Below are 13,918 nucleotides of genomic sequence, written 5' to 3' on the forward strand. Positions count from 1 at the left end.
GGTGGTCTCATGAACCAAGCCCTCGTCTACATCACCGGTGCCTCCAGCGGCATCGGTCAGGCCCTGGCGGCGCGCTACTACGCCGCTGGCTGGCGGCTGGCCCTGGTGGCCCGGCGTGCGGCCGAGATCGAGGCCTGGTGCGCGGCACAGGGCTTCGACCCGGGGCGCTGGGCCGTCTACGGGGCGGACGTGCGCCAGGTCGACAGCATCGTCGCCGCCGGCCGTGCCTGCATCGAGCGGCAGGGCGTGCCGGATGTGGTGATTGCCAATGCCGGCATCAGCGTCGGCATCGACACCTCGCAATATGCCGACCTCGAAGTCATGCGGCAGACTTTCGAGACCAACAACCTCGGCATGGCAGCCACCTTCCATCCCTTCATCGACCCCATGCGCGCACGCGGCTCGGGCGTCTTGGTGGGCATCGCCAGCGTGGCGGCCATCCGTGGCCTGCCGGGCCATGGCGCCTACTGCGCCAGCAAGGCCGCCGTGGTCAGCTACTGCGAGAGCCTGAGGGGCGAACTCAGGCCGTCCGGGGTGCGCGTCGTGACTGTCGCGCCAGGCTACATCGACACGCCGCTGACGCGCGGGAACCGCTATTCCATGCCCTTCCTGATGAGCGCGGAGACCTTCGCCGACCGTGCCTTTCGCGTCATCGCATCGGGCGCCAGCTACCGGGTCATCCCGTGGCAGATGGGCCTGCTGACGAAGCTGATGCGTATCGTGCCCAACTGGCTGTTCGACCGCGCGGTGGCTGGCCGCGGCCGCAAGCGCCGTCAGGGCGAGTGACATACAGCGGGCCGCTGCCCCGACAGGTCCGGCGCGGCGACGCCTGAATACCGGGCGGTTCCGCTGCACCCGGGCCGGTCGGCAACGCCGCGATCCCCCGGCTGGATCAGGACCGGGCCCTGGCGGTGCATAGCAGGGCAGGGCAGGGCAGGGCAGGGCGGGCTCGCCTTCCAGCGTGCCGGCCGGGCTCCTTTCTGTGCAGAATGGTCTTTTCGCAAGATGCCGGGAGGCGATCGCGATGTCGGACCTCAGCTTTTTCCTCTGCGCCTGGGCCCGCAACAACCGCTGGGCCAACCACCGCCTGCTGCAGGCCTGCGTGGAGCTCGATGCAGTGGCCTTCACGGCCAGGCGCACGAGTTTCTTCCCGTCGATCAAGGCTACCCTGAACCACATCCTGACGGTGGACTGGTACTACGTGGATGCGATGGAGCGGGCGCTGCAGGGCCGTGTGCCGAACGAGTCCGCCGCTGCCTTCTTCGAGCCGGCCGAGCCGTTTGACCGATGCCCTGGGCTGGCCCAGGCCCAGGAAGCGGTCGACCAGCGCCTGCTGGCCGTGTGCGAGGCACTCGATGACGCGCGCCTGCGGCTGATGGTCGATGTGCCGCGGTCGGCTGGCATCTGCCCGGAGCGCATGGACCGGCTGCTGGCCCATCTGTTCCAGCACCAGATCCATCATCGTGGCCAGGTGCATGCCATGCTGGCCGGGACGGATGTCGCCCCTCCGCAGCTTGACGAGTTTTTCTGCGCCAGCGATCGGTCGCTACGCGCCGATGACCTGACAGCCCTGGGGTGGGACGAGGCGGGGTTGTGGAAGCGCTGACGCACCTTTGAACGCCGCAAGCCCTCGATCGGCGCTATCGTGTCGGGCTGCCGCCTTCGGGTGGCGCTGGACGTGCGTCGGCATCGCCGGGCGCGATGAACCACAAAAAGCAGCTGCTTCACCGGAGGAGCGCCGATGTCTCTTGCCACTCGCATCGAAACCGACTCGATGGGTCCCGTCGAGGTGCTTGCCGACCGCTATTGGGGTGCACAAACCCAGCGGTCCATCCACCACTTCCCGATTGGTGTCGCCCGCTTCAAGTGGCAACGTCCGATGATCCGTGCCCTGGGCCTGCTGAAGAAGGCCGCCGCCCAAGCCAATGCCGAGCTGGGTGAACTCCCGGAAGACCTGGCCCAGCTCATCATCCGGGCGGCTGACGAAGTCATCGATGGCCGCCTCGACGATCACTTTCCGCTGGTGGTCTTCCAGACCGGCTCGGGCACGCAGTCGAACATGAACGCCAACGAGGTGATCGCCAACCGCGCCATCGAGCTGGCCGGTGGCGTGCTTGGCAGCAAGAAGCCGGTGCACCCCAACGACCATGTGAACCGCGGCCAGTCGTCCAACGACACGTTCCCGACCGCGATGTATGTAGCAACGGTCGAGCAGCTGCACCAGCGGGTGTTCCCCGCGGTGGCGGCGCTGCGCAACACGCTGGCTGCCAAGGCGCACGAATACCGCCACCTGGTGAAGACCGGGCGGACCCACCTGCAGGACGCGACCCCCATCACCCTCGGGCAGGAAATCGGTGCCTGGGTTGCCCAGCTTGACTTCGGTCTGGCTGCCGTCCGCGCTGCCTTGCCCGGGCTGCAGGAGCTGGCCATCGGCGGCACGGCCGTCGGCACGGGCCTGAACGCGCACCCCCTGTTCGGTGACCGGGTGGCGGAACGCTTGTCGGAACTCACGGGCCGGTCGTTCCAGTCTGCCGTCGACAAGTTCTTTGCCTTGTCGGCCCATGACGCACTGGTGCAGGCCTCGGCGGCCCTGCGTACGCTCGCCGGTGGCCTGATGAAGCTGGCAAACGACGTCCGCTGGCTGGCCAGCGGCCCGCGAGCCGGCATCGGTGAACTGCGCATTCCCGAGAACGAACCGGGCTCGTCCATCATGCCGGGCAAGGTCAACCCGACCCAGTGCGAGGCACTGACGATGGTCTGCGTCCAGGTGTTCGGCAACGATGCCGCGGTGGCCTTCGCCGGCTCACAGGGCAACTTCCAGCTGAATGTCTACAAGCCAGTGATGGTGCACAACGTGCTGGAGAGCATCGACTTGCTGGCCGACGCCTGCCATGCCTTCGATGCCTACTGTGCACAGGGCCTGGGGCCGAATGAGGCGGTGATTGACGAGCACCTCGAGCGCAACCTGATGCTAGTGACCGCCCTCAATCGCCATATCGGGTACGACCTCGCCGCGCAGATTGCCAAGCGGGCGCACCACGAGGGCCTGACCTTGCGCGAGGCTGCACTCGCTACCGGGCAGATCGCTGCCGAAGACTACGATCGGTGGATCAATCCGCTGGAGATGACGCGACCGGGCTGAACCGTCGTCCCGGCAGCTGGCGTGCGCCGCACCACGGCGTGCGCCAGCGGACCCCGGTCGCCGACAACCGCCCATGAAAAAAGCGACGCGGCTTGCACCACGTCGCTTTTCTTCATTCAGAACCCTGGCAAGCCAGGGTTGAGAAGGGGGGTCAGGGCTTAGTAGCCGCCACGGCCACCGCCGAAGCCACCACGGCCGCCGCCGCCACCGCCGCCGAAGCCGCCGCGGCCACCACCGCCGCCGCCACCGCCGAAGCCGCCTTCACGACGGCCGCCGCCGAAGCCGCCACCACCGCCGCCGCCGCCACGCGGGCCGCCGAAGCCGCCCGGACGCTCTTCACGGGGACGGGCTTCATTGACGACAATGGCGCGACCTGCCAGTGCTTGGCCGTTCATGCCGTTGATAGCGGATTGAGCTTCGGCATCGGAGCCCATTTCGACGAAACCGAAACCTTTGGAGCGGCCGGTGTCACGGTCCATCATGACCTTGGCAGAGCTGACGGCCCCGAATTGGGAGAAGGCCTCGTTCAGATCTTCGTCACGGATGGAATAGGCGAGGTTGCCTACATAAAGCTTGTTGCCCATGAGAGAGCTCCTTTCAATACACAGTCAGTCACTTGGAGCTTCTACCCATCATGAACCACTCAGATCCAGGCGCCGCATCCAGAACAGGAACCCATTATGTGGGAGGAAGAGGGGTTGGGGCGCATGATGTGTGAAAAAGTGTTGTGTACGCTGCAGCTGTCGTCTGTTTTCTCGCGGCAAAATCTCCCTTTTTGCCCCAAACCACTGGCTGCCGCGGTAGTTGGTGAATGAGGGGCCCCTCGTTATCATCGCCCCGCCCGTCTTGCCGCACCAATGCGGCCCCAAGAATCAAGACGACACGCGCCCTCCCGGCGCATGCAATGTTTGCTCGGCCGCGCGGGTGCTTCAGGAGGACCAGATGAGTTTGACTTGCCCGAAGTGCGGTACCGACAACCGCGACAAGGCCCGCTTCTGCCGTGGATGTGGCGCGTCGCTGGCCGGTGTCGTTGCGGGCGCCGCGCCGGCGGCTGCACCGGAAGCGCCGGCCGCCGCTGCACTGAAGCCGTGTCCGGCCTGCGGAACGCCGAATGACGCCGCTGCACGGCAATGCCGGGTTTGCGGCAGCGCCTTGGAGGCGGCGGCCGCGGCACCGCCGGCGCCGTCGATCGATGAGCTGCTCGGTCTTGGCGCCCCGACCGCGCCCGCGCCGGGCATGCCGGCCGCGCCTGCAGTCGACCCGCTGCCGGACGACCCCTTCGCCGGCCTGCCCGAGGCGGCTCCCCTGGCCCAGGCACCCCGCCCGGCTGCCGAACCGGCGCCCGTGACGGCGTCGGTACCGCCCTCTATCAGTGAACCGGCGGCTGCCTCGCCGACACCGGTGGCCGCTGTTGCCTCGACGGGCGACGCGCCCCCGCCCGCTTTCCAGCCGACCGAACCGGCCCCGGCACCGGCCCCGGAGGCGTCGGCCAAGGCAGCACCCGCCGCCCGGAGCAAGATGCCGGCGGCGGCGCTGTACCTGACGTTGGCGGTGTTGCTGGTGGGCGCGGCGATCTGGCTGTTGGTGAAGAGCCCCAAGGCACCGGAACCGGTGGCGCCGCCCGAGGCAACGGTCGCCGCGCCACCGCCCGTGGCGTCCGCCCCGCCTGCGGTGGCCGAGCCCGCGCCGCCACAGGCCGAGCCGCAGGCCCAGGCGGCGGCTTCGGAAGCGGTGGTGGTGCCGGAGGTCGCGGCCAGCGAGGCCTTGCCGCCAGTGGCGGAAGCATCGGCACCCCTTGCTTCCGGCAATCCCTTGGCCGGCCTGTCCGGGGCCCCTGCGGCCACGCCGCCAGCGCCACCGGTCGAAGCGACGGCCAAGCCGGCGGACGACGCGAAGAAGGCGGAAGCCGAAGCCAAGGCGAAGGCCCGTGCCGAAGCGCGCGCCAAAGCCAAAGCCGAGGCCGAGGCCAAGGCGCGCACCGAGGCGGCTCGCCAGGCTGCGCTCAAGGCCGAGCAAGCCAAGCAGGCCGCCGCTCGCGCTGCGGCCGCGCCCCCGCCGCCGGCCGAGCCGGCCGTGCCGCAGGAAGTCTGTGGGGGACGGGTCTTCATCGCGCTGTTCAGCTGCCTCAAGAGCGAATGCCAGAAGCCGGGCAATGCCCGTCATCCCCGCTGTGTCGAGTTTCTTGAGCAGGAGCGGCGCCACCAGGAGCGGAGCCAGTTCCGTTGAGTGTTACCGCCCCCGGCCTTGCCTTGAAGCGCCGGGGGCGGCCTTGACCTGAAGCCATGTCCATCAGCCAGAAGATCCGTTCCGCAGACGCCTTGTTGAATTGCCTGGACGCTGTCCGGAACGGTCCGGCCCTCGGGCTGTTGCTGGCGACGTTCTCGATCTCGGGGTTGCTGCTGGCGATGACCCAGCAGGCCGACGCCCGTGGACAGACATTGCCCAGCCTGCTGTACGGCTTGCTGGCCCTGGCGGCCGCCTTCTACGGCGGCAATGCGGCCGGCATCGTCATCATGGATGACGCCAAGGGGCGCCCTCGCCGCTCCGCGGGGGAAGCGCTGAAAGCGGCGATGAGCACCGCTCACCGGTTGCTGGGCGTCCTGGTGCTGGCGGCCCTCGGCTACGGCCTCGGTGCGCTGGCCATCTCGGTGGTGCTGGTGGTCTGCAAGACGCCGCTGTTCGGGCCCTTGGCGTTCACCCTGGTGATGCCCGTGGCCGTGGTGATCTGTGGCATCGCGCTGCTGGCGCTGCCCACCATCATCATGCCGCTCGCGGCGCCGGCCGTCTGGGACGGTGCCAGCACCCTTCAGTGCGCCAGCCGGCTGCTGATCATTGCGCGGGAGCGCTTGCTCGGCGTGGTGGTGATGATGCTGGTCGTCGGTGTCCTGACCTGGTTGGTGGGCGGCATGGTCGGTTTTGTCGTCAAGACCGGCGGCCATGCGGTGGCCCGGCTGGCCGGCATGGTGCTGGGCGAGGATGCGGCCCTCAACCAGATGATGGCCGGGCTGTTCGGCCTGGGCCTGCGCAGCCTGGCCAGTGCCGGCGTGCCGGTGAGCAGCCCCTATGCCGTGGCGGCCCTGATCGGCGGCGGGGTGGTGTTTGCGGTCAGCCTGGTGCTGCCCAGCCTGGTCTATTTGCGGGGCGCTTGTGCGGTCTACCTGTCGCACGTGGATGCGGCCTTGGCCTACGAGCAGCCGGCTGCCTTCCGCAAGACCGATGCGCAGGAGCCGCCGCCGCCCCCGGTTTCCTCCCCGGCCCGTCCGGTGGTGGGGCGCGGCATCCTGGCGCCGCCGCCTCAACCCAGCGGGCTGGACACCACCATCACCATGGCGCGTTCGCCGCTGGCCACGGAACGGGGCGCTGCCCGGGGCGTGGACGTCGATCTGCTGCTCGATGACCTGCAGCCGCCCGCCTGCGCGGTGTGTGGCCACCCGGTGCAGCGTGAAGACCGCTTCTGCGGCGTCTGTGGCGCACCGCAGCCGCCGCGCGAATGAGCGACCCTCCGGCCGTGGCCGGCTGAGCCGATGAGCCTGCGCATTGCGTCCCTGGTGCCCTCGGTCACCGAGTTGCTGGCCGACCTCGGCCTGATCCCCTGGCTGGTGGCTCGCACCGGTTTCTGCATCCATCCTCGTGACGGCCTCGCCGCGGTACCCAAGGTGGGCGGGACCAAGGACGTCAACCTCGCCAAGTTGCGCCGCCTGGCGCCCAGCCATGTGGTGGTCAATGTCGACGAGAACGAGCGCCCGACGGTGGACGCCCTGCGCGCCTTCGTGCCCAACGTGATCGTCACGCATCCCTGCGGCCCGCAGGACAATTTTGCGCTGTACCGGCAGATGGCCGACATCTTCGGTGAGCTGCCCGAGGTGCGCTCTCGGGCCGAAGCCCTGTGCGCTGCGTTGCAGCAGGCGCTGGACACGGTGGTCCCCCTGCCGCCCCGGAATGTCTTGTATTGCATCTGGCGGGAGCCTTGGATGACCGTCGCGCGCGACACCTATGTGTCGCGCATGCTGGCCTTGCTCGGCTGGCAGACGCTGCCCGCGCTGGACGGCGGGCCGAGCGGCGCTGCCCGCTATCCGGCCTTTGATTGGCGGGACGACTGGCTGGGCAGCGTGGACGAGGTGTTGTTGAGCAGCGAACCCTATCGCTTCGGGCCCGCCCATGTCGAAGAGGTGAAGGCCCGGCTCGCCGCCGAAGGCCGGCGAGCCGCGGTGCGACTGGTCGATGGCGAAATGCTCAGCTGGTATGGCAGCCGCGCCATCGAAGGCGTGCGCTACCTCCAGCGTTTGGCACGCGAGCCAGCCGGCTGAGGGGGCATACCGGCCGGATGCTGCCTGGGCCCTGCCGCAGCGACCGGCTGTCTCCCCTGCGCAGAGCGGGGTGTCGGCGCGGCGTGCACGCGCCAGGATCAGCGCCCTACAATGATTCGATGATCTCGCGCGAACCCACCCTCGAACGACTGGCGATTGCGAAGTCGCTGCTGCTGGACCCCTTTGGCCTCGACGAGGCCAAACTCGCGCAGGCCCTGCGCGTGATCGGCGAGCACCGCATCGACGATGCCGACCTCTACTTCCAGTACACCCGCAGCGAGGGCTGGAGCCTGGAAGAGGGCATCGTCAAATCGGGCAGCTTCGGCATCGACCAGGGCGTTGGTGTGCGGGCCGTGGCGGGCGAGAAGACCGCCTTTGCCTACTCCGACGACATTTCGCTCGACGCGCTGCTGGATGCCGCCCGCACGGTGCGTACCATTGCCGCGAGCGGGCAGAGCCGGCGGGTCAAGGTGGGGGGCCCGGCGCAGGTCGCTGGCAGCCGCACGCTGTATGGTCCGATGGATCCGATTGCCACCTTGGACAGCACGCAGAAGGTGGCCCTGCTCGAGCGCGTGGAGAAACTGGCCCGGGCCCGCGATCCGCGCATCGTGCAGGTCATGGCCGGCTTGATGGGCGAATACGATGTGGTGATGGTGGCGCGCGCCGACGGCACCCTGGCCGCCGATGTTCGCCCGCTGGTGCGCTTGTCGGTCACCGTGATCGCCGAACAGAACGGCCGTCGCGAGGTCGGCTCCGGCGGTGGCGGGGGGCGCTTCGGCCTTGGCTATTTCCATGATTCGGTGATCGAGTCCTATGTGGACGATGCGGTCAATGCGGCCTTGACGAACCTCGAGAGCCGGCCGGCCCCGGCTGGCGAGATGACGGTGGTGCTCGGCCCCGGCTGGCCCGGCGTGCTGCTGCACGAGGCGGTCGGCCATGGTCTCGAAGGCGACTTCAACCGCAAGGGTTCGAGCGCTTTTTCCGGCCGCATGGGCCAGCGGGTGGCAGCCAAAGGCGTGACCGTGCTGGATGACGGCACGCTGCCGGACCGCCGTGGCTCCTTGAACGTGGACGACGAAGGCAATGCCTCGCAGCGCAATGTGTTGATCGAGGACGGCATCCTGCGCGGCTACATCCAGGACGCGATGAACGCCCGTCTGATGAAGGTGAAGCCCACCGGTAACGGCCGGCGCGAGAGCTACGCCCACATCCCGATGCCCCGCATGACGAACACCTACATGCTTGCCGGGGACAAGACGCGCGATGAGATCGTCGCAAGCATCAAGAAGGGCCTGTACGCCACCAACTTCGGCGGCGGCCAGGTCGACATCACCAGTGGCAAGTTCGTCTTCTCGGCCAGCGAGGCCTACTGGGTCGAGAACGGCCGCATCCAGTATCCGGTGAAGGGGGCCACCATCATCGGCAACGGTCCCGATGCGCTCACACGGGTCAGCATGATCGGCAACGACCTGCAGTTGGACACGGGTGTGGGCACCTGCGGCAAGGAAGGGCAGAGCGTGCCGGTCGGGGTGGGCCAGCCGACCCTGCGCATCGACGGCCTCACCGTCGGCGGCACCGCCTGACCCGCGAGAGCTTGGGCCTGGCGCCAACGGTGCCGGGCCGGGAGTGAGAGCTTTCTCACGTCGGCCGCCGCTCGCTCGCGCACCTGCTTGCGAGCGGGTGCGCGACCGGCTACGCTGGCGCGACCACGCGTCATCGCGGCACGTGGATTGCCGATGTCTGACGATACCCCGCCGCCTCTTCCGCCTCGCATCCCGCCCGACCCGGCCGTGATCGAGCGCGCGGAGCGTATCAACTCCGACCTGATGAAGTTCGTGCGCCAGGTGCGCACGGCCACCGGACCGGTGCGGGCCAAGCTGCAGCAGGACATGCGGCAGCGGCTGGAGGCCGAGCGCTCGGTGCTGCTCGGTGGGCAGCAGGTCATTCCCGAAACGCTGCGGCACTATGCGGTGACCTTCACCGAGGTGCAGTGGCTGCTGGACGTCTGGATCGAGGCGACCGAGCGCAACAGCGACGACCTCGAGTTCCGTCGCGATTTCATCGACGTAGCGACCCGGATGCTGGGCGAGCTCGAAGTATTGCGCCAGCCCGACCCGGCCTTGGATCCACCGAGCCGCAAGCCCGGTTGGTGGGCAGCCATCACGCGGGGTCTGCGGCCGGCGTCGCCTGGCGGGGCGGCATCGCCCGGATTGCCGCCGATAGAGCCGGACATCCTGATCTGAGCTGCCGCAAAGATCCGGCAGTCCCCCGACGGAAGGGCTTGACGGCCTTTCGACATCGCGTGCTACATTACCGCCCATGTCTCGCGCTTACGCCTTCTTTTACTTTTGGTTCTCGCACCGCACCGGCGGAGGAGAGGCAAGCGCGTAACTGAAGACGAGCAAACCGAATCCAGAAAACCGCCGGGGCCCCCCGGCGGTTTTTTTTCGCCCGTCCGCCCTCGCAGCCCGCTCAAACCAGGAGAACACGACCCATGAACGCCCAGTCCACCAGCGCCGTCGAGGGTTGGTATGCGCCAGTCGACAAGACCTCGCAGACCGATGACGAAAGGATCAAGGACGTGACGCCGCTGCCGCCCCCGGAACATCTGATCCGGTTTTTCCCCATCCGTGGTACCCAAGTCGAAACCCTGGTGGGTGAAACGCGCCAGCGCATCCGCAAGATCATGGCGCACCAGGACGACCGGCTGCTCGTGATCATCGGTCCCTGCTCCATCCATGATCCTGTCGCCGCGGTCGAATATGCCCGGCGCCTGTTGCCGATGCGCGAGAAGTACGCCCACACCCTCGAAATCGTGATGCGGGTCTACTTCGAGAAGCCCCGCACCACGGTCGGCTGGAAGGGCCTGATCAACGATCCGTACCTGGACGAGAGCTACCGCATCGACGAGGGTCTGCGTATCGCCCGGCAGTTGCTGATCGACATCAACCGCGTCGGCGTGCCCGCCGGCAGCGAGTTCCTGGACGTGATCTCGCCGCAGTACATCGGCGACCTGATTGCCTGGGGCGCCATCGGGGCGCGAACCACCGAGAGCCAGGTGCACCGCGAACTGGCGTCCGGCCTGTCAGCACCGATCGGCTTCAAGAACGGCACCGATGGCAACATCAAGATCGCCACCGATGCGATCCAGGCCGCTGGCCGGCCGCACCACTTCCTGTCGGTGCACAAGAACGGTCAGGTCGCCATCGTCGAGACCAGCGGCAACAAGGATTGTCACGTGATCCTGCGTGGTGGCAAGGCGCCGAACTATGACGCGGCCAGCGTGCAGGCCGCCTGCCACGACCTGGAGGCCGCCCGACTGCCGACGACCTTGATGGTGGACTGCTCGCACGCCAATTCCAGCAAGCAGCACAAGCGCCAGGTCGTCGTTGCACGCGACATCGCCGACCAGGTGGCAGCAGGTTCCAAGCGCGTGTTCGGGGTGATGGTGGAAAGCCACCTCCATGAAGGCGCCCAGAAGTTCAACCCGGGCAAGGACGACCCGCGCAAGCTGGAATACGGCAAGAGCATCACCGACGCCTGCATTGGCTGGGATGATTCCGCCGAGGTGCTCGACATCCTCTCCGAAGCGGTGAAACGGCGGCGCGACTGAGCCCGGCCTGGGGACGACTGCGATCGTGTTGCGCTCTGATGGGGGCATGTAAGCGCAGTAAGGAGCAGCAAGAAGGCTGGCGCCGATCGGACTGCCGTAGTGCAATGCAGCCATGACGTCGAAGTGACGGCTGCGCCTGATGGCAGCGCGACGATCATTCCGGGTGCGAGCCCAGGATGGTGTTGCTGCCCGAGCGCCCGCCGGGAGTGCTTCGGCCTCGCCGATTCCTTGTTCCTCTGATTGTCTGATTTCCCTCAGCAGAGCCCACACCAAGTGGGATCCGCCCGCCTCGGTTCTGACGAGCCTTGGCGGGTTTTTTTTGCCTCAGCGTTAGTCAGTGCACCATTCGCTTGTGGAGGTGTGCGTGTGCTTACCTTCTTCTCTTGCGCTGCATTTGCTGGTGTAACGCGGGTAAGGTGGAGAAAAACTGCTGGCTTGTGAGACAGTCGGCCGGTTCAATGGCGACTAATTTTCATCATTGAGGAAGGCCAATGTCCCGTTCCCCGACCCCCGTCTTTGATCGCAGCATGGTGGAGCAAGCCCGTCGCGTGTTGCTTGTGACCCTGGGCGCATTGGCGCTGGGCGTGCAGGCACAGACGCCACCCGGCAGTGCGCCGGTGCCCAAGGACAGTTCCATTCAAGCCTTGTTCGTGCGCATTGACGTCGACAAGGACGGCAAGCTGAGCCGCGACGAGGCAACCCGCCTGCCAGCCATTTCGGCCCGTTTCGACGAGCTCGATGTCGACACCGACGGCACGTTGAGCCCGAGTGAATTCCACACCGGTGCCACGGCACCGATGCGCTGACGCGAGCGATTCGCTGGCCTCTTCAGTCTGCGTTGGCGCGCCGGAGGCGTTCGCTGTTCCAGTAGACGTCGTCGCCACCCTGGCCGTCCAGGTTGGCCCGGTTGAGCACACGGGCGAGCACGAACAAGAGGTCCGACAATCGATTGAGGTAATGCCGCGGGGTGTCGCGCACCGGCGTTTCGCTGCCGAGCGCCACCACAGCACGCTCGGCCCGGCGCGCCACGGTGCGAGCCACATGGGCGAGCGCCGCGCTGCGAGTGCCAGCGGGCAGGATGAATTCCTTCAACCGGGGCAGGGCAGCGTTGTGGTGGACGAGTGCCTGATCGAGATGCAGCACCGCTTCCGCGGCCAGCAATTCATGGCCTGGCATCGAGAGTTCGCCGCCGAGGTTGAACAACTCGTGCTGTACGACGACCAGCAGGTCGCGCACCTCCTGTGGCAGCGGCTCGGCCAGCAGCACACCGAGGTGCGAATTCAGCTCGTCCACATCGCCCATCGCATGCACACGAAGGTGGTCCTTGCGAACACGGCTGCCATCTCCGAGGCCGGTGCTGCCATCGTCGCCGGTGCGCGTGGCAATTTGAGTGAGTCGGTTGCCCATGGGTGGATCGTAGTCGATTGAGCCTTGGGGTGGGGCCGGCCAGCTACCTATCGTGCTCCGGAGCCTGGTGGGAGAGTCGGTCCTTCGAACCGGCAGTCGGGGCAATAGAGGAAGAACTCCTTCCCACTATTTAGCAGGATTGTCCCGGCGAGGTATTCCTGAATTCCCCACGTGCCGCTTACCCCGTTCGCAAAAACCACCTTGCCGGCGGCGTAGCAAGGGGCCCAGTCCAACTCGTGGAGGTAGTCCTGTCGGGAAACCTGGCGTGCACGTTTCAAATAACGTAGGACATCCCGTTTCGTCAGAAGAAAATGATCGCAATTTCCTGGAGCGTCCTTCGCGGCAGTTGCTTTCATGCCATTTCTATCGATCTCAACTGATTTGATAGCAGGAAGTTTCAGAGGGAAGGTCTTCGGTTCGAATGCCGACAATGAGTCGTTCGGTGATGCGCGCAAGAGCGTGGTCAGTGATAGCGCGGCCAGCAAGCCTATGATCTTGGAAGAAGTTGAGATCAGCGCCATGTTGCTGTCGCGGCCTCTGTAAGATTCTTGTATGCGACGGTCGGGTGGCGGAAAACCTCGGACATTGGTACCCTGAGAGCCAATGTCAGAATCTGAACCAGCCACTTCAGAGAGCGGTTCTGTGCATCACTGACCTGCTCATAGATCCGGTCGACGGGATTGGCTGTGGCGTTGACCGAGTACGACATGCCAACGATCTCTATGCCAATGGCATCCTTGTTTGACGGATACCGGTCAGGTACTTCCTTTTCCTGCTCCCTCCGATGTTCGCGCCTCGAATTGAACTTTTTCAACGCCTCCATGTCGGCAGGCGAACAACGGTGTTCCGCCAAGCAGCGCGCCTTCATCAGCCCAACATGGGGCGTTGCAGCAAATATCGAAGCCGTTTGATAGATGGTCCCGTCCCGGTCGATCAGAAAGTGTGCGCCGTTCGCATTCGAAGCACGATAGCTATTGAGGGTTGAGCTGGCGGTCGGGGAGTCGGTTTGGTGAACAATGATTCCTCGCACCACCCGCATTGCGCTGCCCTCAATAGTGGGGCGAATGGCCAGAACGATGCGTGGATCTATAAGGTGGCCCTTCTGATTGATTTGCATATTTCCCCCTCAAATGGACTGCCCTTCAACATCAGTCGATCGTCTCAGATTCTTCTCGCAATACCGAAATGGCGGGAGAGTCAGGAGCGGGTGATTGAAGGAAGCGGCGATAACTTGCTGCAGGCAGAGACTCCATCGGCTCACAAAGCCCGTGTTTGTTCTAGGCATCCTTCACTCTAGGAATGCGATACGCTTGATGCCCTGGACTTATTGAAACCAACGTCGAATTTTGTGTCTTCGGCTTACGGCGCGGGGATGCAGATAAACAACCGCCGAGCGATATTGGAACCCCATGAGCACCTCGTTGTCCCCTCACCAGCCGTTGGTGTCTT

At 66.2% G+C, this 13,918-nt stretch carries 14 protein-coding genes; 10 read left to right on the forward strand and 4 right to left on the reverse strand.

Annotated elements, in window-relative coordinates; translation table 11 throughout:
• Positions 1–9 precede the first annotated feature (9 nt).
• From N7L95_RS15520 to fumC, 3 genes are all read left to right on the forward strand, one after another.
• Complete coding sequence (locus tag N7L95_RS15520) at positions 10–786, forward strand: SDR family oxidoreductase (RefSeq protein ID WP_301256152.1); 777 nt, start codon at positions 10–12, stop codon at positions 784–786.
• A 238-nt stretch (positions 787–1,024) separates the two neighbouring features.
• Entirely contained in the window at positions 1,025–1,606 is a 582-nt protein-coding gene (locus N7L95_RS15525; RefSeq protein WP_301256153.1) for a DinB family protein, read from the forward strand.
• A gap of 135 nt (positions 1,607–1,741) precedes the next feature.
• Positions 1,742–3,142 (forward strand): class II fumarate hydratase, encoded by a 1,401-nt coding sequence (gene fumC / locus N7L95_RS15530; protein ID WP_301256154.1) that lies wholly within the window; start codon positions 1,742–1,744, stop codon positions 3,140–3,142.
• A gap of 158 nt (positions 3,143–3,300) precedes the next feature.
• On the opposite strand, the gene rbp is transcribed toward fumC, so the two are convergent.
• Positions 3,301–3,726, reverse strand: a complete 426-nt coding sequence (rbp, locus tag N7L95_RS15535; protein WP_301256155.1) for an RNA-binding regulator — start codon at positions 3,724–3,726, stop codon at positions 3,301–3,303.
• A gap of 358 nt (positions 3,727–4,084) precedes the next feature.
• Here rbp and N7L95_RS15540 point away from each other — a divergent pair, with 358 nt between their 5' ends.
• The 7 genes from N7L95_RS15540 to N7L95_RS15570 all read left to right on the forward strand — a co-directional run bounded on the left by N7L95_RS15540 (position 4,085) and on the right by N7L95_RS15570 (position 11,868).
• A complete protein-coding gene (locus N7L95_RS15540) occupies positions 4,085–5,368 on the forward strand; it encodes a zinc ribbon domain-containing protein (RefSeq protein WP_301256156.1) in 1,284 nt (427 codons plus the stop codon).
• A 56-nt stretch (positions 5,369–5,424) separates the two neighbouring features.
• Entirely contained in the window at positions 5,425–6,636 is a 1,212-nt protein-coding gene (locus tag N7L95_RS15545; RefSeq protein WP_301256157.1) for a zinc ribbon domain-containing protein, read from the forward strand.
• Between the two features lie 30 nt (positions 6,637–6,666).
• Entirely contained in the window at positions 6,667–7,449 is a 783-nt protein-coding gene (locus N7L95_RS15550; protein ID WP_301256158.1) for a helical backbone metal receptor, read from the forward strand.
• 119 nt (positions 7,450–7,568) lie between these two features.
• Complete coding sequence (tldD, locus tag N7L95_RS15555; RefSeq protein ID WP_301256159.1) at positions 7,569–9,032, forward strand: metalloprotease TldD; 1,464 nt, start codon at positions 7,569–7,571, stop codon at positions 9,030–9,032.
• 153 nt (positions 9,033–9,185) lie between these two features.
• Entirely contained in the window at positions 9,186–9,692 is a 507-nt protein-coding gene (locus N7L95_RS15560; protein WP_301256160.1) for a hypothetical protein, read from the forward strand.
• 251 nt (positions 9,693–9,943) lie between these two features.
• The gene (locus N7L95_RS15565) at positions 9,944–11,062 is read left to right on the forward strand and encodes a 3-deoxy-7-phosphoheptulonate synthase (RefSeq protein WP_301256161.1); all 1,119 of its coding nucleotides are present in this window, start codon (positions 9,944–9,946) and stop codon (positions 11,060–11,062) included.
• A gap of 491 nt (positions 11,063–11,553) precedes the next feature.
• On the forward strand, positions 11,554–11,868 hold the full coding sequence (locus N7L95_RS15570) for an EF-hand domain-containing protein (RefSeq protein ID WP_301256162.1): 315 nt from the start codon (positions 11,554–11,556) through the stop codon (positions 11,866–11,868).
• Positions 11,869–11,890: 22 nt separating this feature from the next.
• On the opposite strand, the gene N7L95_RS15575 is transcribed toward N7L95_RS15570, so the two are convergent.
• The 3 genes from N7L95_RS15575 to N7L95_RS15585 are packed head-to-tail and all read right to left on the reverse strand — an operon-like array spanning position 11,891 to position 13,586.
• Positions 11,891–12,469 (reverse strand): cob(I)yrinic acid a,c-diamide adenosyltransferase, encoded by a 579-nt coding sequence (locus N7L95_RS15575; RefSeq protein WP_301256163.1) that lies wholly within the window; start codon positions 12,467–12,469, stop codon positions 11,891–11,893.
• A 47-nt stretch (positions 12,470–12,516) separates the two neighbouring features.
• A complete protein-coding gene (locus N7L95_RS15580; protein WP_301256164.1) occupies positions 12,517–12,990 on the reverse strand; it encodes a hypothetical protein in 474 nt (157 codons plus the stop codon).
• Complete coding sequence (locus N7L95_RS15585) at positions 12,981–13,586, reverse strand: peptidoglycan recognition protein family protein (protein WP_301256165.1); 606 nt, start codon at positions 13,584–13,586, stop codon at positions 12,981–12,983. Before N7L95_RS15585 ends, N7L95_RS15580 begins: the two co-directional genes overlap by 10 nt.
• Between the last annotated feature and the right edge of the window lie 332 nt (positions 13,587–13,918).

The sequence above is a fragment of the Eleftheria terrae genome (assembly GCF_030419005.1).
Lineage (GTDB): Bacteria > Pseudomonadota > Gammaproteobacteria > Burkholderiales > Burkholderiaceae_C > Caldimonas > Caldimonas terrae.

What these genes read in the sequence shown, in the direction of transcription:
- N7L95_RS15520 (WP_301256152.1), top strand. Translation starts at nt 10, where the DNA reads ATGAACCAAGCCCTCGTCTACATCACCGGTGCCTCCAGCGGCATCGGT.
- N7L95_RS15525 (WP_301256153.1), top strand. Translation starts at nt 1,025, where the DNA reads ATGTCGGACCTCAGCTTTTTCCTCTGCGCCTGGGCCCGCAACAACCGC.
- fumC (WP_301256154.1), top strand. Translation starts at nt 1,742, where the DNA reads ATGTCTCTTGCCACTCGCATCGAAACCGACTCGATGGGTCCCGTCGAG.
- rbp (WP_301256155.1), bottom strand. Translation starts at nt 3,726, where the DNA reads ATGGGCAACAAGCTTTATGTAGGCAACCTCGCCTATTCCATCCGTGAC.
- N7L95_RS15540 (WP_301256156.1), top strand. Translation starts at nt 4,085, where the DNA reads ATGAGTTTGACTTGCCCGAAGTGCGGTACCGACAACCGCGACAAGGCC.
- N7L95_RS15545 (WP_301256157.1), top strand. Translation starts at nt 5,425, where the DNA reads ATGTCCATCAGCCAGAAGATCCGTTCCGCAGACGCCTTGTTGAATTGC.
- N7L95_RS15550 (WP_301256158.1), top strand. Translation starts at nt 6,667, where the DNA reads ATGAGCCTGCGCATTGCGTCCCTGGTGCCCTCGGTCACCGAGTTGCTG.
- tldD (WP_301256159.1), top strand. Translation starts at nt 7,569, where the DNA reads ATGATCTCGCGCGAACCCACCCTCGAACGACTGGCGATTGCGAAGTCG.
- N7L95_RS15560 (WP_301256160.1), top strand. Translation starts at nt 9,186, where the DNA reads ATGTCTGACGATACCCCGCCGCCTCTTCCGCCTCGCATCCCGCCCGAC.
- N7L95_RS15565 (WP_301256161.1), top strand. Translation starts at nt 9,944, where the DNA reads ATGAACGCCCAGTCCACCAGCGCCGTCGAGGGTTGGTATGCGCCAGTC.
- N7L95_RS15570 (WP_301256162.1), top strand. Translation starts at nt 11,554, where the DNA reads ATGTCCCGTTCCCCGACCCCCGTCTTTGATCGCAGCATGGTGGAGCAA.
- N7L95_RS15575 (WP_301256163.1), bottom strand. Translation starts at nt 12,469, where the DNA reads ATGGGCAACCGACTCACTCAAATTGCCACGCGCACCGGCGACGATGGC.
- N7L95_RS15580 (WP_301256164.1), bottom strand. Translation starts at nt 12,990, where the DNA reads ATGGCGCTGATCTCAACTTCTTCCAAGATCATAGGCTTGCTGGCCGCG.
- N7L95_RS15585 (WP_301256165.1), bottom strand. Translation starts at nt 13,586, where the DNA reads ATGCAAATCAATCAGAAGGGCCACCTTATAGATCCACGCATCGTTCTG.